The sequence below is a fragment of the Ureibacillus suwonensis genome (assembly GCF_042655065.1).
GTDB lineage: Bacteria > Bacillota > Bacilli > Bacillales_A > Planococcaceae > Ureibacillus > Ureibacillus suwonensis.
This window is the reverse complement of the sequence record NZ_JBHSNQ010000189.1, coordinates 1-20,800: the sequence shown is the minus strand read 5'-3', so window position 1 is coordinate 20,800 and position 20,800 is coordinate 1. Positions and strand designations below refer to the sequence as shown.

General features: G+C 42.8%; 22 protein-coding genes and 1 other annotated feature. Of the genes, 13 read left to right on the top strand and 9 right to left on the bottom strand.

Going from position 1 to position 20,800, the window contains the following annotated elements; translation table 11 throughout:
• Window positions 1-85 precede the first annotated feature (85 nt).
• The gene (locus tag ACFPOH_RS15340) at window positions 86-475 is read right to left on the bottom strand and encodes a sigma-w pathway protein ysdB (RefSeq protein ID WP_342468969.1); all 390 of its coding nucleotides are present in this window, start codon (window positions 473-475) and stop codon (window positions 86-88) included.
• A 93-nt stretch (window positions 476-568) separates the two neighbouring features.
• Between ACFPOH_RS15340 and ACFPOH_RS15335 the strand changes: the two genes are divergently transcribed.
• The 3 genes from ACFPOH_RS15335 (at window position 569) to argF (ending at window position 3,376) form a co-directional block, all read left to right on the top strand.
• Window positions 569-1,051, top strand: a complete 483-nt coding sequence (locus ACFPOH_RS15335) for a dUTP diphosphatase (RefSeq protein ID WP_390310508.1) — start codon at window positions 569-571, stop codon at window positions 1,049-1,051.
• A gap of 15 nt (window positions 1,052-1,066) precedes the next feature.
• Window positions 1,067-2,146 (top strand): M42 family metallopeptidase, encoded by a 1,080-nt coding sequence (locus tag ACFPOH_RS15330; RefSeq protein ID WP_390310506.1) that lies wholly within the window; start codon window positions 1,067-1,069, stop codon window positions 2,144-2,146.
• A gap of 264 nt (window positions 2,147-2,410) precedes the next feature.
• Complete coding sequence (gene argF, locus ACFPOH_RS15325) at window positions 2,411-3,376, top strand: ornithine carbamoyltransferase (protein ID WP_342471273.1); 966 nt, start codon at window positions 2,411-2,413, stop codon at window positions 3,374-3,376.
• Window positions 3,377-3,478: 102 nt separating this feature from the next.
• Here argF and ACFPOH_RS15320 read toward each other — a convergent pair whose 3' ends face one another.
• Entirely contained in the window at window positions 3,479-3,736 is a 258-nt protein-coding gene (locus tag ACFPOH_RS15320; protein WP_390310504.1) for a hypothetical protein, read from the bottom strand.
• Window positions 3,737-3,795: 59 nt separating this feature from the next.
• A complete protein-coding gene (locus ACFPOH_RS15315; protein WP_390310502.1) occupies window positions 3,796-4,899 on the bottom strand; it encodes an S-layer homology domain-containing protein in 1,104 nt (367 codons plus the stop codon).
• Window positions 4,900-5,092: 193 nt separating this feature from the next.
• Here ACFPOH_RS15315 and ACFPOH_RS15310 point away from each other — a divergent pair, with 193 nt between their 5' ends.
• Window positions 5,093-5,500, top strand: coding sequence for a MarR family winged helix-turn-helix transcriptional regulator (locus ACFPOH_RS15310; protein ID WP_390310500.1), 408 nt, complete (start codon window positions 5,093-5,095; stop codon window positions 5,498-5,500).
• Window positions 5,501-5,528: 28 nt separating this feature from the next.
• On the opposite strand, the gene sspI is transcribed toward ACFPOH_RS15310, so the two are convergent.
• The 4 genes from sspI to nadB form a co-directional block, all read right to left on the bottom strand.
• Window positions 5,529-5,738 carry a small acid-soluble spore protein SspI gene (gene sspI, locus ACFPOH_RS15305; RefSeq protein ID WP_342468974.1) on the bottom strand — a complete coding sequence of 70 codons (210 nt, stop codon included), beginning with the start codon at window positions 5,736-5,738 and terminating at the stop codon, window positions 5,529-5,531.
• 78 nt (window positions 5,739-5,816) lie between these two features.
• On the bottom strand, window positions 5,817-6,920 hold the full coding sequence (gene nadA / locus ACFPOH_RS15300) for a quinolinate synthase NadA (protein ID WP_342468975.1): 1,104 nt from the start codon (window positions 6,918-6,920) through the stop codon (window positions 5,817-5,819).
• On the bottom strand, window positions 6,920-7,765 hold the full coding sequence (nadC, locus tag ACFPOH_RS15295) for a carboxylating nicotinate-nucleotide diphosphorylase (RefSeq protein WP_342468976.1): 846 nt from the start codon (window positions 7,763-7,765) through the stop codon (window positions 6,920-6,922). Before nadC ends, nadA begins: the two co-directional genes overlap by 1 nt.
• Complete coding sequence (nadB, locus tag ACFPOH_RS15290; protein WP_390310497.1) at window positions 7,719-9,314, bottom strand: L-aspartate oxidase; 1,596 nt, start codon at window positions 9,312-9,314, stop codon at window positions 7,719-7,721. The genes nadC and nadB overlap by 47 nt, the downstream gene beginning before the upstream one ends.
• 137 nt (window positions 9,315-9,451) lie before the next feature.
• Here nadB and ACFPOH_RS15285 point away from each other — a divergent pair, with 137 nt between their 5' ends.
• The 6 genes from ACFPOH_RS15285 to ACFPOH_RS15260 all read left to right on the top strand — a co-directional run bounded on the left by ACFPOH_RS15285 (window position 9,452) and on the right by ACFPOH_RS15260 (window position 17,745).
• Window positions 9,452-10,570, top strand: coding sequence for a cysteine desulfurase family protein (locus ACFPOH_RS15285; RefSeq protein WP_390310495.1), 1,119 nt, complete (start codon window positions 9,452-9,454; stop codon window positions 10,568-10,570).
• A gap of 16 nt (window positions 10,571-10,586) precedes the next feature.
• Entirely contained in the window at window positions 10,587-11,348 is a 762-nt protein-coding gene (locus ACFPOH_RS15280) for a TrmH family RNA methyltransferase (protein WP_342468979.1), read from the top strand.
• A gap of 158 nt (window positions 11,349-11,506) precedes the next feature.
• Window positions 11,507-11,739, top strand: a binding site (T-box leader).
• A 129-nt stretch (window positions 11,740-11,868) separates the two neighbouring features.
• A complete protein-coding gene (gene pheS / locus ACFPOH_RS15275) occupies window positions 11,869-12,906 on the top strand; it encodes a phenylalanine--tRNA ligase subunit alpha (protein WP_342468980.1) in 1,038 nt (345 codons plus the stop codon).
• Window positions 12,907-12,918: 12 nt separating this feature from the next.
• Entirely contained in the window at window positions 12,919-15,324 is a 2,406-nt protein-coding gene (gene pheT, locus ACFPOH_RS15270) for a phenylalanine--tRNA ligase subunit beta (protein ID WP_390310492.1), read from the top strand.
• Between the two features lie 147 nt (window positions 15,325-15,471).
• The gene (gene galU / locus ACFPOH_RS15265; protein ID WP_342468982.1) at window positions 15,472-16,365 is read left to right on the top strand and encodes a UTP--glucose-1-phosphate uridylyltransferase GalU; all 894 of its coding nucleotides are present in this window, start codon (window positions 15,472-15,474) and stop codon (window positions 16,363-16,365) included.
• Between the two features lie 153 nt (window positions 16,366-16,518).
• Entirely contained in the window at window positions 16,519-17,745 is a 1,227-nt protein-coding gene (locus ACFPOH_RS15260) for a glucose-6-phosphate isomerase (RefSeq protein WP_390310523.1), read from the top strand.
• Between the two features lie 6 nt (window positions 17,746-17,751).
• On the opposite strand, the gene ACFPOH_RS15255 is transcribed toward ACFPOH_RS15260, so the two are convergent.
• Window positions 17,752-18,204, bottom strand: coding sequence for a hypothetical protein (locus ACFPOH_RS15255; RefSeq protein ID WP_390310490.1), 453 nt, complete (start codon window positions 18,202-18,204; stop codon window positions 17,752-17,754).
• 160 nt (window positions 18,205-18,364) lie between these two features.
• Here ACFPOH_RS15255 and ACFPOH_RS15250 point away from each other — a divergent pair, with 160 nt between their 5' ends.
• Entirely contained in the window at window positions 18,365-18,901 is a 537-nt protein-coding gene (locus ACFPOH_RS15250; protein ID WP_390310488.1) for a hydrolase, read from the top strand.
• A 127-nt stretch (window positions 18,902-19,028) separates the two neighbouring features.
• On the opposite strand, the gene ACFPOH_RS15245 is transcribed toward ACFPOH_RS15250, so the two are convergent.
• Window positions 19,029-19,214, bottom strand: a complete 186-nt coding sequence (locus ACFPOH_RS15245; RefSeq protein WP_390310486.1) for a hypothetical protein — start codon at window positions 19,212-19,214, stop codon at window positions 19,029-19,031.
• Between the two features lie 418 nt (window positions 19,215-19,632).
• On the opposite strand from ACFPOH_RS15245, the gene ACFPOH_RS15240 reads away from it, so the two are divergent.
• Complete coding sequence (locus ACFPOH_RS15240) at window positions 19,633-19,839, top strand: hypothetical protein (protein WP_342468987.1); 207 nt, start codon at window positions 19,633-19,635, stop codon at window positions 19,837-19,839.
• A 213-nt stretch (window positions 19,840-20,052) separates the two neighbouring features.
• A complete protein-coding gene (gene safA / locus ACFPOH_RS15235) occupies window positions 20,053-20,661 on the top strand; it encodes a SafA/ExsA family spore coat assembly protein (RefSeq protein ID WP_342471274.1) in 609 nt (202 codons plus the stop codon).
• Window positions 20,662-20,800: the final 139 nt, after the last annotated feature.

The window sequence follows — 20,800 nt, the reverse complement described above, 5'->3', positions numbered from 1 at the left end:
GCGGCTTATGCTCTAAATATATTGTTCATAAAGCATAAGCCGCTTGAAGTCAATGCAGGAGCTTTTTTCAGAACGGATGGGCAGTTTATTCCTCTTCTTCCTTCATCAATTTTTCAATAGGATTTTTCCAATTGATTTTTGCTTTCGGATAATTCATTAAAATTTCTTTCTCCAAAAATTTGAAATCTTCTTTTGTCAAACCTTGGAGCTTTGCCGGATCATGCACCCAGACAAAAATGGATACCACTTCAAAGGCGTCATCGGTTGTCCCCAAATATTTTTCCCCTTCAAACAAAGCGCCTTTATAAGAAATAAAGAAGTTTTTTCTCACATTTTTTACATCATCATAAAAGTAGTATTGTCCCTTTTCATAGGCTTCATCCAATTTTCTTTTCGGATCTGTCAAATAGCGAAAAGCTTTATAAAATAAATAAATAATGACGATAAAGACAATAATACGCAAAAGAAGCGCCATAAAAAGTTCCCCCTTGTATAAAAGGTATCATATCCTATACGATTAAGGTAGAAAATTAGTTTCATTTTTTATAGAAAATGAGGGATAATATTCATGAAATTTCAAGAACTGTTTAACATGCAAGCACAATTGGATTCGTTTATTCAACAGAACCAGCACATCGACCGGGATGTATTTCTGGAAAAAGGGTTGGCGTTAACGATAGAACTTGCGGAGTTGGCAAATGAAACCCGCTGTTTTAAATATTGGAGCACAAAAGGTCCTTCCGAACGGGAAGTGTTGTTGGAAGAATTCGTGGATTCCATCCATTTTCTTCTTTCCTTAGGAAATGAAAAAGGATACCGGTTGAATGCGTGGCCGGAAATGAAGAAAAAGGAAAACCTGACGACATGGTTTTTGAAAACGCAAGAGGCGATTTTGTCGTTTATTCACGATCCGTCTGAGGATCATTATTTGAAAGTATGGGAATATTACAGTGTGCTCGCTTATAATTTAGGTTTTACATTGGATGATATCATTCAGGCATACATTGAGAAAAATGAGAAAAATTACGAGCGGCAACGCAATGGATATTAAGGAGGATCAATAAAAATGGATGAAAAATTGCAAATGCTAAAGGATTTGACAGACGCCAATGGCATCGCAGGAAACGAAAAAGCGCCGAGAGAGGTCATGAAAAAATATATCGAGCCTTTTGCGGATAAAATCGAGTATGACAATTTGGGAAGTTTGATTGCGGAAAAACGGGGCGATGAAAAGGGTCCGAAAATTATGATTGCCGGCCACTTGGATGAAGTGGGTTTCATGGTGACACAAATTGATGACAAAGGCTTCATTAAATTCCAAACGGTCGGCGGTTGGTGGGCACACGTCATGCTTTCACAGCGGGTGACGATCACGACCCGTTCAGGTGAGGAAATCATCGGTGTCATCGGTTCAAAACCGCCTCATATTTTGCCGCAGGAACAACGCAAAAAAACCGTTGATATCAAAGATATGTTCATCGATGTGGGCGCCACTTCCAAAGAAGAGGCGGAAAGTTGGGGAATCCGCCCTGGTGATATGATTACGCCATATTTTGAATTCAATGTGATGAAAAGTGAAAAAATGCTTCTTGCAAAAGCGTGGGACAACCGCATTGGCTGCGCCATTGCCATCGAAGTGTTGAAGCGGTTGAAAAACGAAAATCATCCAAACATTGTCTATGGTGTCGGCAATGTGCAAGAGGAAGTAGGATTAAGAGGTGCGAAAACGTCCACATTCAAAATTCAACCGGACATCGGTTTTGCGGTGGATGTAGGTATTGCAGGAGATACACCGGGCATCACTCCGAAAGAAGCGATGTCAAAACTTGGAGCAGGTCCGCAAATCATCATTTACGATGCTTCCATGGTTTCCCATAAAGGGCTTCGCGATTTCGTCATCGATGTGGCGGAAGAAAACAACATTCCGTATCAATTTGACGCGATGCCAGGCGGAGGAACAGATGCCGGTTCCATGCATTTGACAGGAAACGGTGTGCCAACCCTATCCATCACCATTGCTACCCGTTATATTCATTCCCATGCATCCATCCTGCATCGGGACGACTTTGAAAATGCGGTGAAATTGATGGTGGAAGTGGTGAAGCGGCTCGATTGGGATGCGGTGAATGAAATCAAGTATGAATGAGAGGGCTGAGTCCCTCTTTTTTTATTGCCAAAGTTATCTTTATGCAAACAATCTATTATTTTTGCCGAAAAGAATAGTAAAATGTTACGAATATTTATAACGGATGATTCATTAAATTTAAAATATAGGTGCATTTTTATTCATCGTTTTTGAATATTATTTTTAAATTTTTAATGCGAAAAAAATAATAAAAATACACTTGATTTTATAAATATACAATTGTATAATGGGTACATCTAACAAAGAAGGAGCGGAAATTCATTGATGAAATTGTTGGAAGAAGTGCAGCTAAAGCCCGTTTCAAGTTTAAAGGGCAAAGATTTGTTAACGCTGCTTGATTATACAAGTGAAGAAGTGCAAGAGTTGCTTAGCCTTGCAACAAAAATGAAAAAAGTAACGAAAAATGGCAAATGTCCAAAACTTTTAGATGGAAAAGTGCTTGGAATGATTTTCGAGAAAAACTCCACACGTACACGCATTTCTTTTGAAGTGGGGATGCATCAATTAGGCGGAAAAGCGATTTTCCTGCATGCAAGAGATATGCAGCTTGGCCGCGGTGAACCGATTTCAGATACAGGTCTTGTTTTATCCGGTTATTTAGATGGAGTTATGATCCGCGCCAATTCACATAAAATGGTAGAGGAATTAGCAGAGTATGCAACCATTCCAGTGATTAATGGATTAACAGATTTATATCATCCATGCCAAGCGTTGGCCGATCTTGAAACGATCATTGAAAATAAAGGAACATTTAAAGGATTAAAAACAGCTTATGTCGGCGATGGAAACAATGTTGCCCATTCACTTGTCGTGGCGGCTGCCCACGTTGGAATGGATATTGCGGTAGCCACTCCGAAAGGTTATGAGCCGGATGCTGAAATCATGAAAAAGGCTCAGGCGATTGCGGAGAAGAACGGCAGCACCATCACGATCACTAATGATCCGATAGAAGCTGTGAAAGACGCGGATGTAGTGTATACAGACGTATGGACTAGCATGGGTCAAGAAGAGGAAGCGGCTCAACGCTTAAAAGACTTCCAAGGCTATCAAATTAACGATGAATTGGTGGCTCATGCAAAACCTGATTTCATGTTCTTGCATTGCTTGCCAGCCCATCGTGAAGAAGAAGTGGCAACATCCGTAATCGACGGTCCAAACTCATACGTCTTCGAGCAAGCAGAAAACCGACTTCATGCACAGAAAGCAGTGCTATTATCTTTACTTGCATAATGAAGTAAAAAAGGAAAATATATATGCTCTGCCCCGAAAGCGAAGCGGCAGGGGCAAGCGGAAAATAGATTACATGCGCAAAAAGCAGTTCTATTATCCTTACTAGCATAATTTAGAAGAAAAATAATCAATGCGCTCTGCCCCGAAAGCGTAAGCGGCAGGGGCAAGCAGAAAACCGACTTCATGCACAGAAAGCAGTGCTATTATCTTTACTTGCATAATGAAGTAAAAAAGGAAAATATATATGCTCTGCCCCGAAAGCGAAGCGATAGGGGAAAGCGCAAAAGGCCTTTTTACAGGCATAGGTGAATTAAGTTTATATTCGATGCCGAGTTCAGGGTGGAATGAAGCATCGCTCATAATATAAAATCAAGGCAATCCAGGAGGCGCTGGATTGCCTTTTTTCATGCATGCCATTTTCATTTTTTCTTTAATTGGACTAACTGATAGACAACTGAATTAGTTCTCAAATCCTTCGTGCAAATATGGCCATAGTCTTTTGAATAATAATATTGGAAGCCGTCGGAACTGACAATTTCCATTAAATGATTAAAAGTGCCTGCAGGGGTCGTTACGGTTTCGGACATGCTTGTCACCGCATAGGTTACCGGTTTAAGCCCTTTCTTCATGGAAAATGACCAGCTTGTCCCGAGTTTTACGGGATATGGGATATGAAAGTCCGTCAATATTTCATCATTTGCCAGGAACCCTTTAAAAGTGAAACCGTCCTTGCCAATGCTGTTCACATATTGGATCCCCTGATTGTAATCATCGGAAACATACCACCAATCCCCTTGGACGTCCGATGACAAATATGTGAAGTATTCCCGGCTCGTATAACCTTCATACAATTCATATATGTATTGATAATTTTTATTGTAGCCAAACCCGCTTTTTACCGGTATAAAATCCGGTTCAAGAACACGGGACATGAAAGTGGAAAAATGGGCACGGGTAAGTGGTTGGGAAGGTTTAAAGGTGCCATCTTCGTATCCCGTTGTGATGTTATTGGCCGAAAGAGCGGCTATCGCTTGATAATGTTTATGGTTTTTCGGTACATCTTTAAATTGTTGGTTGCTGGAGCCTTTGAGAGAAAAGGCATTCACTAAAACTTGGGCCATTTCGCCGCGTGTGATGGGCTCAAATGGTCTGAAGTTCGTTCCTTTTGGGAAAATGCCTTCATCGACTGCCGCAGCAATCGCTTTGTACGTTTTCTGATCGACTTTCGTCAAATCCTTGAATCCCGGATTAGGCCGGTTGTTCAGATCCAGTTGCAAAGCTCTTGAAATCATTAATGCAACTTGGGAATTTGTCACGTTGTTTGAAGGCTTGAAAGTTTTGTCTGAATACCCCTTAATAATCCCTGTTTCCGCCAAAAAATTGATTTCCACCGCCGATGGATGGCTATCAGGCACATCCGTGAAAGTGGCGGCTTGTGCCACATTTCCTTTCATGAAAAAAATAAAAAAACAGATGAGCATACTATTGAACAAAACACGTTTCCAATTGAACGTTCTTCCCATTTTCTTTCCCTCCTTTAATCCTTTTCTTAGATGCGCAAATGGTGAACTTTTGCGGTTTCCATATTTGTAGTATAAACTTTCTCATCTTTTTTGGTAAATGACGAAAAAGTTTCATTCCGTTATGATATAGATATAGAAATTACATGGTTTGTAAGTATATTCCACCATTTTGAGTGAACAGTGGGGTGTGAGTATGGGGGATTTGTTGATTGATTTACTTCATGAAAAATCCGTATTGTTGAAAAAAATAAAGGAAGAAAAATGGCAGGCCATCAGCGGCGTTCATATCACCCATTCGGAGTTTTCCATTTTGGAGAAGGTGTACAAGAATCAACCGTTGATTTCCCATGTGGCGAAACAGGTTCCGTTTACAAGACAAGCAGTTCATAAATTTATCAAGCAATTGGAAGAAAAGGGATTGGTGGAAACAAAAAAATTCAATTTGCGGGATAAATCCATTGAACTGACCAAATTGGGGGAGGCGTGTTTTGAAAAACATCTCGCTTTGAAAAAAGAATTGGAAAACATGATCGAAGAAGAAATTGGGGAAGTGAATGTAAAAAGGATCAAGGAAATCTTAAAGATGGAATGGGGAATATAAAAAGGGCTTGGAGAACGTTCTCCAGCCCTTAATGTTGAAACACTTTTGATAATGTTTCCGTAAATTTCGATTGTTCTTCTTCACTTGTATTTTGCCACCACTTTTCCAAAAAGACGCCAAGTCCTGGAAGAAGATGTTCATCGCCTCGGGCAATGGCATCTTGGATCGTTTCCCGGAATTCTTCCGGACTGTCCCCTTTGACATTGGAAGTAATGGCTGCTCTGATTTGAAAGTCCATACCATTCGCCTCCTCGAGTAGTAGTTTGTTTCCACTCGAAGAAATTATGCGCTGATTTTCTCAATAACTTTCATCCGCTTATGCCAATTGCAACATGCGGTCCAACGCCAACAAGGCTTCTTTTGTCGTTTCAGGATCCACTTTGATGACATTTCCCTGTTCGCCATTGACGATGATTTCCAAAGCCCAAAGAAGATGCGGCAAGTCTATCCGGTTCATTGTCAAACATGGGCACATGTTTTCATTCAGGCAAATAATGTGTTTGTCCGGATGTTCCGCAATGATGCGTTTCACCAGGTTCATCTCAGTTCCAATGGCCCAGCTTGAGCCGGATGGAGCATTTTTGATTGTCTCCACAATATATTTTGTGGAACCGGAAAGGTCTGCCGCCTGCACCACTTCAAAGGAGCATTCAGGATGGACAATCACTTTCATATCCGGATAGTTTTCCCGAACTTCCCGGACATTTTCCACCGTAAATCCCTGGTGGACGGAGCAATAGCCATCCCATAAAATGACTTTAATGTCTTGCACATTTCCTTCATATTTCAGTTCGCCGGAAATGGGATTCCACACGGCCATCTGCTCCAGTGGAATGCCCAAATCATAGGCGGTATTTCTCCCCAGATGCTGATCCGGCAAGAAGAAAAGCCGTTCTTTTTGTGTAAAAGCCCATTCCACCATTTTTTTGGCATTGGACGATGTGACGCAAGCACCGCCATTGCGGCCGGTAAATGCTTTAATGGCAGCCGTTGAGTTGACGTAGGTTAAAGGAATGATGGTATCTCCGAAAATGGATGTCAGCTTTTCCCAAGCTTCTTCCGTTTGGTAAATATTGGCCATATCCGCCATGGAACAGCCGGCCCGCATATCCGGCAAGTAAACAATTTGCTCGTCCGTCGTTAACATGTCTGCGGTTTCCGCCATAAAGTGCACGCCGCAAAAGACAATATGTTTTGCCTGTTTATTTTTCGCCGCGGCTTGAGCCAATTGCAAGGAGTCTCCCGTTGCATCGGCGAATTGAATCACTTCATCTTTTTGATAATGGTGCGCAGGAAGAAATAATTCACTGCCCAATTGTTCCTTGATTTCCCGAACCCGATGCTCCATTTCCTCACGGGACATGTGACGATATTTTTCAGGTAACATACCGAATGTCGGAATTGTACAGATTGATGCCATTATTCAACGTCCTTTCTTTTCACTAATGCGCTGATATCAAAAGCTTTTACAGAATGGGTAAGGGAACCGAGGGAAATCCATTCCACGCCGGATTCCGCATAGCTTCGCAAGTTGTCCAACGTAATGCCGCCGGAAGCTTCCGTTGAAATATGCCGTGGTACAAGCGGAAGCCATGCCTTGATTTCTTCAGGGGTGCGATTATCGAACATGATGATGTCGGCACCGGCTTCAATGGCTTCAAGCAATTGTTCCTTCGTTTCAATTTCCACTTCGATTTTTACCGTATGGCCAATCCGCGATTTTGCCAGCTGGACCGCTTTGGTGATGCTCCCGGCGAGCGCGATATGATTGTCCTTCAGCATGATGCAATCATATAATCCGCTGCGATGGTTATAGGCACCGCCAGTCCGTACAGCGTATTTGTCCAGCATGCGGAGGCCTGGCACCGTCTTTCGGGTGTCACAGATTTTCGCGTTGGTTCCTTTCGTTAATTCAACGGCTTTTCTTGCGTTTGTTGCGATGCCGCTCATCCGTTGAATTAAATTTAAAATGACCCGTTCACCGCTCAAGAGGCTGCGCATTGAACCTTCGATGACCGCGATCCGATCACCTTTCTGAAGTTCGTCGCCATCCTCTTTCAGCAAGGTAATTTGAAGGGTTGGGTCGAGCACTTTGAAACCGGTTTGAATCACTTCCGCACCGCAAAAGACGCCTTCTTCCTTTGCGTAAAATGTAAATGAACCTTGATCTTTGGGTGAAAAAATCGTTTCACTGGAAAGATCGCCGTCACCGATATCTTCATTGAAAAACTGTTTCAACATTTCCTGCAATTTGATGTTGTTCATAAAGTCCGTCCCTCACATGATAGTTTCTTTGTTTAAAAACAATCCATTTATTGTTCCAATCTTCTTTCATCGAAGGGAAATCGCTGCGGATATGGGAACCGCGGGATTCTTCCCTGATTAATGCCCCTTGAACGATTAAAGAGGCGGTGATATGCATGAATAATTGTTCAATGGCCGATCTGTCCATTGCATCCAGATCAACGGCTGCAATGTCCCTGTAACTTGGCAGCTTTGCCAATAATTCCGAGAGGCCTTGTTTCTCCCTTACAATGCCTGCATTTCTGAACATCTCTTTTTGTAAAGTTTTTGGATCCATTAATGTTGGTAAATTCACCAATTTCTTTTCATTGGAAATCCGCGTAAAGTTGTGTTGGCGTGTACCGTTGCAAAGCAGATTTTCCGCCATCAATTTTCCGAATGTGATACATTCAAGCAGTGAATTGCTGGCCAGGCGATTGGCTCCGTGCACCCCTGTACAAGCCGTTTCCCCGACGGCAAGAAGTCTGGGGATGCTCGTCCGGCCGTAAACGTCACTGATAATGCCCCCCATCAGGAAGTGGCTTCCAGGCGCGATGGGAATGCGTTGTTTCGATAAATCAATGCCTTGTTCTTTGCAAATGTTTGTGATTGTTGGAAACTTTTCTTCAAAGTGTTCTATATTTGATATGTCGATATAAACTTCCCGGCCTTTTGCACGATGTTTATACATTTCATAGGCGGTAACATGTCTTGGGGCCAAATCCCCCAATGGATGAACCCCTTCCATCAATCGATTTCCTTCTTCATCCGCAAAGAATCCGCCGGCGCCACGCACCGCTTCGGAGACAAGTCCATGGGTTTGGCCGTCCTTGTAGATTAAGCTTGGATGGAATTGAACAAATTCCATATCGGCGATTTCAGCTCCGGCGATGTATGAAAGGGCAATCCCGTCGCCAAAGCTGTCGGGGCAATTGGAAGTATATTCATACAATGCCCCTGCGCCGCCTGTTGCAATAATGACATAGGAGGCCAAATAGGTTGTCGTTTTTCCTTCTTTGGATTTTGTTTTGACACCGATACATTCGCCATCCTCATTCAATAACAGTTCATAAGCGAGTTCGTATTCATGGATTGTCACCTTTTCAGGCAATGAATCTAGCAAATAGTTTACGAGAGCTTGTCCTGTCGCATCTCCGCCGGCATGAATGATTCTCGGTCTGCTGTGGGCTCCTTCAAGCCCCAGGGAAATCGAACCGTCCAAAGCCCGATCCGCTTGAAAATTTTCTTTGATCAATTGATGAACCGTTTTCTTTCCTTCTTCCACCAATGTATGAACATTGTCTGGCTGATGGTGATAAACACCTGCTGAGAGCGTGTCTTGCACGTGCAATTGGATGCTGTCTTCATCACTTGTAACTGCAGCGATTCCTCCTTGGGCTTTGTATGAGCTGCCGTTTTTCAGATGGTTTTTTGTCACGATATCCACCTGAAATTTTTCTGCGAGGATTTTCGCTGTCTGAAGGGCGCTCGCACCGCTACCGATAATGACAATATCTGTCTTCCTCATCATGATTGCTACCTTCTTTACAGTTGTCTTGACACTTATATTTACATAAAATAAAGGATAAAACAAGCATTTGCACATAGAAAATTGGGTATGTAAAGTATGCTAATGGTTCATAATTTTTGCAGAAACGGGGAATAGTCATGATTTATTTGGATTATGCCGCAACAACGCCAATGCTGGATGTAAGCATAGAGGCATATGGCATTGCCGCAAAGGAAGTATACGGAAATACATCAAGTTTGCACGATGCGGGAGGAAAAGCAGCGTTCCTGTTGGAAAAATCGAGGGATGCCATCGCCGAAAAATTGGGCGTCAATCGGGATGGCGTCATTTTTACAGGAGGCGGAACGGAAGGCAATATTTTGGCGATTTTATCATTGGCCCGTGCAGGACAAGGAAAGCATGTCATCACTTCAAGCGCGGAACATACGAGCGTCCATGCGGCAATGAATACACTGGAGCGGGAAGGTTACGAAATTACGAGACTGCCGCTGACGGAACAGGGGACGATTGATGTGGATTTGCTGGAAAAAACGGTCCGTCCTGATACCGTCCTGATTTCCATTCAACACGTCAATTCGGAAATCGGCTCCATTCAACCAGTGGCGGAAATTGCAAAGGTTGCACAAAAATACAACATTCCCTATCATGTAGATTGTGTTCAATCTTTTTGCAAGTTGGATATAAAGTCATTTTCAAAACATGTGGATGCCATCACCGTGTCCGCCCATAAAATTGGTGGACCAAAAGGCTGCGGTGCGGTATATTTAAATCCGCGAAGAAGAATTTTGCCTCTTTTTCCTGGGGTAACCCATGAAAGAGGGTTGAGAGGCGGCACGGTGGATACGCCGGCCATTTTTGCTTTTGCAACAAGCGTGGAACATTATAAATATGATATAAATAAGTTTTGGAAATTGCGCTATCAATTGAAAGAAGCGATTCAAAAGACAAATTGTTACTTTATCGAATCGGACGAGGCCCATCAACTTCCGAGCATTTACGGTTTGTGCATGAAAGGGGCGGAAGGGCAATATGTGATGCTGCGCCTGAATGAAGAAGGGATCTGCATTTCCACGGGAAGTGCCTGCGACATCAACAGCAAATCCGGAACGAAGGCGATTCTTGCGATGGGTCGCAGTTTATCGGAAGCCCGCACATTTTTCCGCATCTCCTTTGGGATGGATACAACGGAAGAAGAAATTGAACAGCTCGGCAACGCATTAATCAAAATAGATCAGGAAATCAAAAACATGAAATAAAGGCGGTCTTTATTGGATGAAACGGATTGAATCGAAGCAGAATGCATTAGTGAAGCATTGGAAAAAACTTGTTTCCGCAAAAAAAGAACGGGATAAAACCGGAGAATATATAGTGGAAGGTTTTCATTTGACGGAAGAGGCTTTAAAAAACAAGGACCAAGTGATCCACATCATTAAACGGGAAGATGTTGAAATTCCCCGGGAATGGTCATTGGACGATGTCTACCTTGTGGAAGTGACGGATTCCGTTGCGAAGGAGATTGCCGAAACGGAAACTTCCCAAGGGATTTTCGCCCATTGTAAGCAGCGGGAGATTTCCGGATCTGAACAGGCAAAATGGAGCAAATTGCTGCTCGTTGACAGCGTGCAAGATCCAGGCAATATCGGCACCATGATCCGCACTGCGGATGCTTGTGGAATTGATGCGGTCATTTTAGGAAAAGGGTGTGCCGACTTATACAATCCAAAAACTTTGCGTTCAGCCCAAGGCTCCCATTTCCATTTGCCTGTCATTAGGGGAAATTTGGCGGAATGGATAGAAAAATTAAAAGAGCGCCATATTCCGGTTTTCGGTACGGCTCTTGAAAATGCGGTTGATTACAGAAAGCTGGATAAAACGGAAAGTTTTGCCTTGTTAGTGGGAAATGAAGGCAGCGGTGTTCATCAGGCGCTGTTGGAGAAAACGGATCAAAATGTGGTAATTCCGATTTTTGGACAAGCGGAATCATTGAACGTGGCTGTTGCAACCGGTATATTGTTGTATAAATTCATGGAATAACAATGGACGTGTATTTCTGTTTCCAGTCGGAGAAAAAGTGAACGTTATTTGATAGGCTGTTGTAATGGACGAATTATAGAGAGACAATGGAACTACTTGAAAGAACTGCCGATTTATCGTAGAATAAACTAAGATTTTTCCACATGAATCAAATATGGTCAAATGCGTTTGGAGCGGGAAGAGTAAATATTCACCAGCTGCATATCAGGGAGCATAAGTCCAGACTGAGAGCTTATGCATGCAGCGGAATATTGAAGTTCACCCCGCAAGCAGCATCCGGGACCAGAGAATTTTCTCTGTAAAGGATTGCCGGCCAATGCCGTTATGTCAATGAAGTGATTGCATTTTTGCAATAACTAGGGTGGTACCGCGAATGTTCCTCGTCCCTTGATTGGGGCGGGGTTTTTTTATTTGGGCAAACGTCAATTCTTTTACAAAACACGGCATCAAGTTCTTAAATAAAGGTCATATAAAAATCCGTCATTTTGGGATGAATCAAAAATTTTAAGGAGGTTACATGATGGAACAGCAACTCAAACAAATCGAGCAAGAAGCCATTGAACAAATTGCTGCTTGTACGAACCTGAAAGAATTGAATGATATTCGCGTAAAGTTCTTAGGAAAAAAAGGCTCCATCACGGAAGTGTTGAAAGGTATGGGGAAACTTTCCCCGGAAGAGCGTCCGAAAATCGGGGCGCTTGCCAATACGGTGCGTGAAAAGGTTACGCAAGAATTGGAACAGCGGGCAAAAGTTTTGGAAGAACAACAAATTCAAGAGCAGTTGGAAAAGGAATCAGTGGATGTAACGCTACCTGGACGCAAAGTTCGGGTTGGAAACAGACATCCTTTGACACGTGTCGTTGAAGAATTGGAAGATTTATTCATTTCCATGGGCTATGAAGTGGCGGAAGGTCCGGAAGTGGAAACGGACTATTTCAACTTCGAAGCGTTGAACTTGCCAAAGGGTCACCCTGCCCGCGATATGCAGGATACGTTCTATATTACGGAGGAAACGTTGCTCCGCACCCATACTTCTCCTGTGCAAGCAAGAACAATGCTTGCGAAACAGGGAAAACCGTTCCGCATTATCTGTCCTGGAAAAGTGTATCGCCGTGACACGGATGATGCCACTCACTCCCACCAATTTATGCAAATTGAAGGGCTTGTGGTCGGCGAAAATATCCGCATGAGCGATTTGAAAGGTACGCTGGATAAACTGGCGAAAAAAATGTTTGGCGAGGATCGGGAAATCCGCTTGCGTCCAAGTTTCTTCCCATTCACTGAACCATCCGTTGAAATGGATATTTCCTGCTTCCGCTGCGGAGGAAATGGATGCAATGTATGTAAACATACAGGATGGATCGAAATTTTGGGTGCCGGCATGGTTCATCCAAACGTGCTTGAAATGGGCGGTTATGATCCGAAAAAATTCTCCGGTTTTGCCTTTGGAATTGGTGTAGAGCGTATTGCAATGCTGAAGTACGGTGTGGAAGATATCCGAAACTTCTATATCGATGACATCCGATTCTTATCACAATTCCGACGTACAGAAGGGTAAGGGGGTAACAATATGTTAGTTTCATTAAAATGGTTGCAAGAATATGTCGATATACAAGGGTTAACTCCGGAAGAATTGGCGGAAAAAATCACGCGTGCCGGAATTGAAGTCGATTCCGTCATCGACCGTTCGCAAGGCATGACGAATATTGTGGTTGGTCATGTCCTTTCAAAAGAAAAACATCCGGATGCCGACAAATTGAGCGTTTGCCAAGTGGATGTCGGAACGGATGTAAGACAGATCATTTGCGGCGCGCCAAACGTGGCGGCAGGACAAAAAGTCATCGTGGCGTTGCCTGGCGCCAAACTTCCTGGAGGCATCAAAATTAAAAAAGCGAAAATGCGCGGCCAAGAATCGAACGGAATGATTTGCTCCTTGCAAGAGCTGGGCGTTGAAGGCCGTGTGGTGCCAAAAGCCTACGCTGACGGTATTTACGTTTTGCCGGAAGATGCGGTGCCCGGCACGGATGCATTGGAAATCATCGGCTTAAGAGATACGGTGCTGGAGCTTGATTTGACGCCAAACCGTTCCGATGCCCTTTCCATGCTTGGAGTCGCCTATGAAGTGGGGGCCATTTTGTCACAAGATGTGAAATTGCCCGAAATCCAATATGCAACTGCAAAGGAAAAAGCGGAAGATTATATTAAAGTGCGGGTGGATGCGACGAAAGAAAACCCATTATATGCTGCAAAAGTCATAAAAAATGTCAAAGTGGCGGAATCGCCATTATGGTTGCAGCACTATTTAATGGCTGCGGGCGTTCGTCCTCACAATAACGTTGTCGATATTACAAACTACGTATTGCTCGAATATGGCCAACCCCTTCACGCGTTTGACTACGATTCATTAGGAACAGGGGAAATCGTCGTCCGTTTGGCAAATGAAGGTGAAAAAATTGTCACTTTGGACGATCAGGAACGTACACTTCAAAGCCACCATTTGGTCATTACAAATGGAAAAGAACCGGTTGCCGTTGCAGGCGTGATGGGCGGAGCCAACTCAGAAGTGACGGAAAGCACGACAACGGTTGTTCTTGAAGCGGCTTATTTTGACGGTTTATCCGTTCGCCGCACATCCAAAGATCTGGGATTGCGTTCCGACTCATCCGTGCGTTTTGAAAAAGGCGTCGATCCGAACCGGGTTTTGGAAGCCCAAGAACGGGCAGCACAACTGATTTGCGCATTGGCTGGCGGAGAAGTGCTGGAAGGAACGGTGCTTGTAGATGAACTCGATAAAACGCCAGCGCGCATTGTCATTTCACCGGATGACATTAATACAAAATTGGGCATGAAAATTTCGCTGGAAGATATGATTTCCATCTTGGAACGATTAAAGTTCGATGTGGAAGCGAAACGGGGTTTATTGGTCATTGATGTGCCGACTCGCCGACAAGACATTAAAATTGAAGAGGATATTATTGAAGAAATTGCAAGACTCTATGGTTATGATGAAATTCCAATGACATTGCCTGAAGGGAAAACACAAGTGGGCGGTTTGACCCCTTATCAAGAAAAGCGCCGTATTGTCCGCAATTTCTTGGAGGGTGCCGGCCTCTATCAAGCGGTCACATATTCCTTGACTTCTGAAGAATGGTCCCAAAAATTTGCGTTGAAAAAAGAAGAAACGACCAAATTGTTGATGCCGATGAGCGAAGACCGCACAACATTGCGCCAAAGCTTGATTCCTCATTTGTTGCAGGCGGCAAGTTACAACATGGCACGCCAAGCGGATTCCGCATGTTTATATGAAATCGGCTCTGTATTCCTTGGCAAAACAGAGGAAGGTTTGCCATTTGAAGAGGAGCATGCGGCCTTTGTCATCACCGGCAAATGGGTGGATGATGCATGGCTCGGAGATAAACGCAATGTTGATTTCTTTGTGGCAAAAGGCATTGTGGAAGGATTAATCGAAAAATTAGGTTTAACAGAACGCATTACCTATGAAAAAGGAACGATGGAAGGACTTCATCCAGGTCAAACGGCAAACATTTTACTGGACGGTGAACGGGTAGGAATTATCGGCGGCCTTCATCCGGCAGAACGAAAAGCATGGGATTTAAAAGAAACGTATGTAGCAGAGTTGAATTTACATGCTTTATTGCGTGCTGAAGCGAAAGGCGTTGAATACGAACCGGTTCCACGCTTCCCGATGGTGACGCGTGACATTGCTGTGGAAGTGGACAGAGCGGTTTCCGCAGGAGAACTTGAATCGATTATCCGCAAAGCGGGCACGAAGTTGTTAAAAGCGGTAAAAGTATTTGATGTATATGAAGGAGAGAATATTGAGGCAGGCAAAAAATCCGTCGCCTTCACATTGACATACTTCAATCCGGAAAGAACCCTTACGGATGAAGAAGTGGCAAATGCCCATGAAAAAGTGTGGAAAGCTTTGGAAGAAGCCGGTGCGACAATCCGATAAAACTTACACAAATTGTAACAAAGTGACATTCAAAGGCTGGAGCTGATTCCAGCCTTTTTTCTTTTATGGGCCGTTTGCCTGTGCTATGAGGGAACTGGTAAATTATTGTATAATTTTGTTAACCAAAGATATAAGGAGTGAGAGGGCTTGAAAAAGATACGAAAAGCAATCATTCCGGCAGCGGGATTAGGAACCCGTTTTTTGCCTGTAACGAAAGCCATGCCGAAAGAGATGTTGCCGATTGTCGATAAACCGACCATTCAATATATCGTGGAAGAAGCCATCGCTTCGGGCATTGAAGATATTATGATCGTTACCGGTAAAGGAAAACGGGCGATCGAAGACCATTTTGACCATGCATTTGAATTGGAAGCGAATTTAATAGAAAAGAAGAAATTCGATCTGTTGGAAAAAGTGCGTGTCACATCAGACATCGATATTCACTATATCCGCCAAAAACAACCCCTGGGTCTGGGACATGCGGTTTGGTGTGCACGTAAATTTATTGGAGATGAACCTTTCGCTGTATTGCTCGGCGATGATATTGTCCAAAGCGAAGTTCCTTGTTTGAAGCAATTGATCGATCAATATGAGAAAACCTTTTCCAGCGTCATTGCGGTGATGGAAGTGCCCGAGAGTGAAATTCACCGGTACGGTGTCATCGATCCCGTTTCGACCGATTCCCCTTTGATGCAAGTCAAAAAATTTGTTGAAAAACCGGCGAAAGAACAAGCGCCTTCCAATTACGCGATTATCGGCCGTTACATTTTGACCCCTGAAATTTTCCGATTCTTGGAACAAAAGAAAGCGGGAATTGGCGGGGAAATTCAATTAACGGATGCAATTGAAGAATTGAATACGATTCAACGGGTGTTTGCGTACCGATTTGAAGGAAAACGCTATGATGTCGGCAATCCGCTGGGTTTTATCGAAACAACCATCGATTTTGCGCTCCAGCGGGAAGATTTGAGGGAGGAAGTGGGACGGTTCATAATCAAAAAGGCGCAAGAGCTTTCCGTACATGCAGCTTCAAATGAATAAATGGTTTTCTTTAACAGTATGATGAAACAGACGGTGCATGAAATTGTTTTCAATGATTGGCTAGTTCCTTATCAAATTTGAAGGAGAAATGAGGCAATTCCATTGAATACTTATTCAGTGCATACAAATTTATTGAATTGTATATTCGATGATATGGATATAGCTTCATATAAAGAGCGTGTGGAAAAAATCCATGATGAACTGGAAACTTCCAATGATATGACGGGATGGATCAATTATCCTTTGATGGATCATGAAGAACTCTTCAATTCAATTGAAAAGCTGAAAGATGAAATTTGCATGGAGGCGGATGTGTTCGTCGTCATCGGGATTGGAGGCTCTTTTTTAGGCGCCCGTGCGGTTCAGGAAGCATTAACCCCCTACTTTGGCGTTTTGGAAAAAGGAACGGAAGTCATTTATGTCGGCCATCATATGAGCGGTTCTTATTTACAGCAATTAATTCATTACTTGGAAGGCAAAGAAATCTATATCAATGTCATTTCAAAATCCGGAAGCACAATGGAGACGACTTTAGCCTTCCGCGTGTTAAGACTGTACATGGAAAAACGGTATGGGGAAGAAGCGGCGGAACGGATTATTGTGACAACGGATCCGGAAAAAGGCATATTGAAAGCCATAGCGGACGAAGAGGGATATAAAAGATTTGCCGTCCCTCCGGATATCGGGGGCAGGTATTCTGTATTTACGCCTGTCGGACTTTTGCCGATTGCCGTGGCGGGCATCGATATCCGATCGTTTATGGATGGAGCCAAAAATGCCGCATTGGAATTGAAAAATGCCGATCTGACCCAAAATCACGCATACCAATACGCCGTCATAAGAAATAAGTTGTACAACGAAGGGTATTGCGTGGAACTGCTCGCCTCCTTCGAACCGTCATTAAAGAAATTCCATGAATGGTGGATGCAGCTGTTTGGGGAAAGCGAAGGGAAAGAAAAAAAGGGATTGTTCCCCGCTTGTGTGACCTACTCCACGGATTTGCATGCAATTGGGCAATTCATTCAGGAAGGAAGCCCGATTTTGTTTGAAACACTCCTTCATTTCAATCAAATTGAAGGCGATTACATCATTCCTTATGATCCGAGAAATGAGGAAGGTTTAAATTATTTGGCAGGCCGTTCTTTCAACGAAATCAATGCCACCTCAAAACAAGGCACAGCCCTTGCCCATGCAGAAGGCGGGGTGCCCGTCATACAACTGGAGATGGAGAAACTGGATGCTTATCACTTGGGATATTTGATGTATTTCTTTATGAAAGCATGTGCCATGAGCGCGAAGCTGATTGAAGTGAATCCCTTTGATCAGCCGGGGGTGGAGGCGTATAAAAGAAAAATGCTCGAGCTGTTAAAAAAGAAATAGAATGAATTATTCAGGAGGGGTTTGACCGGTTTCCTTGGCATGTTCCAACGCCGCCGGTTTTATGATGCCGTACAACGCGCCCAATACACCGCTGATCGTATGAATCAATCCAAAGGTGTAGATGTCGAAGTAAAGCCTGCTTGTTTCTTGATCCAGTTTCCAAATCGAACCATGGATGGAATTTTTGATGTCGAGAAAAAAGTATAGGAAAAATCCGGTGAGCAGAATCCCGCTGATAATGCCCAACCACTTGACGCTATTTTTGGCATTGCGGGCAGCGGTTAAAAAATAGCGGAAAGTGGCGAACAAGCTCAACAATACAAAAGGAAACAGGAAAATAAAGCCGATGAATCCCAGATTGCCGGATGCCCCTTTTGGCTGCACTTCAAACAGTTGATTGACAATTAGAAAGCCGAAAAAGGAAATGGCCAAACTGATAAGCCAACTTAAACGAATCACATTCATCATCCATTTCTTCAAGAAAGTTTTAAAGCTACAAATATTATAACGTATCCCAAAAAGGAAGCACGGTTTTAAAAAAAAAATCAAAAATCAAGGATTTTTCACCATTTTGTAGAATTATTAATGATGAAAATGAAAAAAGGGGATGAGGAAGTTGTTGACAAAAGAAGACACAGTGCTCGTATTGATTGACATTCAAGGGAAGCTGGCACGCATTGTGGACAAGAGCGAATTTGTGATCGACAATATCGCCAGAATGGTGCAAGGGGCGAAAGTGTTGGGGTTGCCCATCTTATGGCTTGAACAATATCCCAAAGGTTTAGGACCGACCGTTGAAGAAATTTCCCAATTTTTGACCGATGAAAAGCCGATTGAAAAAATCACCTTCAGCGCTTACGACACGCCGGAGTTTGTAAAAGCATTGGAAGCGACAGGCCGCAAAAAGGTATTGATTGCGGGAATTGAAGCCCATATTTGTGTATATCAGACGGCTGCCCATCTGCTTCAAAACGGTTATGAAGTCGAAGTGTTGGCGGATTGCGTGTCTTCCCGCACAGCTATAAATTCGCAAATTGGCCTTGAGAAAATGAAACAATGCGGCGCAAAACTTTCCAGCGTGGAAATGGCGTTATTTGAAATGCAACAAATTGCGAAAGGCGACGAATTTAAAGCCATCAGTAAAATTGTCAAATAATAAGGTGCGATAAGGGCTGTCCAGATGATCTGGGCGGCTTTTTTTATTGCCAATAACACAAAAAAAGAGCGGTTTTCGCTCTTTTTGGATGCAAGTATTCATAACAGGAGGTTGTTTCACATATAACTTATTTCTTTTCAAAAAATTGATCATGCCTTTCGCGAATGGACGGGTGTTCTTTCTTTTTTGGGAGATGAAACTCTTCTTCCATTCCAAATTCTTCAAGACTGGTTGAATGGTTGCCTACGGATTGCTTGCCACGTACAAATTCAAAGTGGCGCTTGTCATTCTCCAAATCCTTTCGATGATCCATGTTGCAAGTCTCTCCTTTCCATGTTCATTATGAGTATTTTTGGCGATGTTATGCATCGAGAATGGAAAGCGGTGTGGTGACAATTTTTCTTCGTCCATGAATGATGAAAGGGAAAAACCAAAGGTAAGCGAAAAATGAAGGAGTCATACAATTTCCATTGATCCGGCCTTTGAAACATTGAATCAAGAAAAAAGCAGCAGCAGCCGATACCGGAAAGGTTTTTCCGGAATTTTTTTCTTTTGATGCTTCTTTCCGGAATGGCCAATGCTGTTGGAAGCGTTTCTATTAACATTCCTAATGAACGGTTATAAATATCTTTTATAGAGAAATTTAGATTAAAAAAGGAATAACTTATGTATCAAGTCAATATAAATTTACTAAGTCAGTTGGAAAATATGCGAATTTGGGAGGCAGTACATTGTCAATGATGAATGGTCAATTACTGGAGTTAATTCATTCGATCGAAAAGTTGCCAAAATCTGTGCAAATCTCAACCTATTATTATTTGAGAAGAAATATTCAGGAAATGGACGATGAAGAATATTCTTTCATCAACCATCAACAGAAAAAGGAAGAATCATCCTGGGTGAATGCGTTCATGGAATACCATTTTGATTCCAAATAACTAAATTATCGATAGTAATTTATTCCTATTTCGAATATATTTCAAATATTTTACGAGACTTAAAGAGTAAAAGCCAGCTCTATCAACGGGTTCAAAGATTAATATTTCAAAGTAATAAAACTGTAATAATCCTTCCAGAAATTTTGTGATGAATTCATCGGAAATACCTTTTATGATGAATTTGCACAAAAGAAGAAAGGAAGGATGGAAATGATGAAAACGAAATTGAAAAAAGGCGCAGGCGCCCTCATTTTATCCATTGGATTATTATTGCCGGTAACGGCTTTCGCTGCCGGAACATATACAGTCGCATCAGGAGATTCTCTTTGGAAAATTGCAGTAAAAACACAAACAGGTGTACAAGAATTGATTAATGCGAATCCGCAATTGGAAAATCCGAATTTGATTTATCCGGGACAAAAAATCAATGTGCCGGAGAAGGAAGGCCAAGCTTATGAGGAAGAAGTGGTAAGATTGGTCAATGTGGAACGCGCCAAAGCAGGATTGCCTGCATTAAAATCCGATTGGGAATTGGCGAGAGTGGCGAAGCATAAATCCCAAGACATGCATGATAAAAAATATTTCGACCATACAAGCCCAACATACGGTTCGCCATTTACCATGATGACAAACTATGGAATCCAATATAAATCCGCCGGTGAAAATATTGCCATGGGCCAAAGCACGCCGGAACAAGTGGTGAAAGCTTGGATGAACTCACCGGGACACCGCGCAAACATCTTGAACAAAAACTATACGCATATCGGTGTGGGATATGTGAAAGACGGCCATTATTGGACACAAATGTTCATTCAAAAATAATGATGAAGCAAGAAGAGGCTGGGACAAAACTAGCTTCTAGATAGGAAAAAGGAGAATTTGAACCAACTCAAATTCTCCTTTTTCCATTTATCCCCATTATTTTTGGTTAGTTGATCTTTGTTGGCCGTGTATTTTCGTA

Excerpts from the sequence above, each read along its gene's own strand:
- ACFPOH_RS15340 (WP_342468969.1), bottom strand. The coding sequence starts at position 475 with ATGGCGCTTCTTTTGCGTATTATTGTCTTTATCGTCATTATTTATTTA.
- ACFPOH_RS15335 (WP_390310508.1), top strand. The coding sequence starts at position 569 with ATGAAATTTCAAGAACTGTTTAACATGCAAGCACAATTGGATTCGTTT.
- ACFPOH_RS15330 (WP_390310506.1), top strand. The coding sequence starts at position 1,067 with ATGGATGAAAAATTGCAAATGCTAAAGGATTTGACAGACGCCAATGGC.
- argF (WP_342471273.1), top strand. The coding sequence starts at position 2,411 with ATGAAATTGTTGGAAGAAGTGCAGCTAAAGCCCGTTTCAAGTTTAAAG.
- ACFPOH_RS15320 (WP_390310504.1), bottom strand. The coding sequence starts at position 3,736 with ATGAGCGATGCTTCATTCCACCCTGAACTCGGCATCGAATATAAACTT.
- ACFPOH_RS15315 (WP_390310502.1), bottom strand. The coding sequence starts at position 4,899 with ATGGGAAGAACGTTCAATTGGAAACGTGTTTTGTTCAATAGTATGCTC.
- ACFPOH_RS15310 (WP_390310500.1), top strand. The coding sequence starts at position 5,093 with ATGGGGGATTTGTTGATTGATTTACTTCATGAAAAATCCGTATTGTTG.
- sspI (WP_342468974.1), bottom strand. The coding sequence starts at position 5,738 with ATGGACTTTCAAATCAGAGCAGCCATTACTTCCAATGTCAAAGGGGAC.
- nadA (WP_342468975.1), bottom strand. The coding sequence starts at position 6,920 with ATGGCATCAATCTGTACAATTCCGACATTCGGTATGTTACCTGAAAAA.
- nadC (WP_342468976.1), bottom strand. The coding sequence starts at position 7,765 with ATGAACAACATCAAATTGCAGGAAATGTTGAAACAGTTTTTCAATGAA.
- nadB (WP_390310497.1), bottom strand. The coding sequence starts at position 9,314 with ATGATGAGGAAGACAGATATTGTCATTATCGGTAGCGGTGCGAGCGCC.
- ACFPOH_RS15285 (WP_390310495.1), top strand. The coding sequence starts at position 9,452 with ATGATTTATTTGGATTATGCCGCAACAACGCCAATGCTGGATGTAAGC.
- ACFPOH_RS15280 (WP_342468979.1), top strand. The coding sequence starts at position 10,587 with ATGAAACGGATTGAATCGAAGCAGAATGCATTAGTGAAGCATTGGAAA.
- pheS (WP_342468980.1), top strand. The coding sequence starts at position 11,869 with ATGGAACAGCAACTCAAACAAATCGAGCAAGAAGCCATTGAACAAATT.
- pheT (WP_390310492.1), top strand. The coding sequence starts at position 12,919 with ATGTTAGTTTCATTAAAATGGTTGCAAGAATATGTCGATATACAAGGG.
- ACFPOH_RS15260 (WP_390310523.1), top strand. The coding sequence starts at position 16,519 with ATGGATATAGCTTCATATAAAGAGCGTGTGGAAAAAATCCATGATGAA.
- ACFPOH_RS15245 (WP_390310486.1), bottom strand. The coding sequence starts at position 19,214 with ATGGATCATCGAAAGGATTTGGAGAATGACAAGCGCCACTTTGAATTT.
- safA (WP_342471274.1), top strand. The coding sequence starts at position 20,053 with ATGAAAACGAAATTGAAAAAAGGCGCAGGCGCCCTCATTTTATCCATT.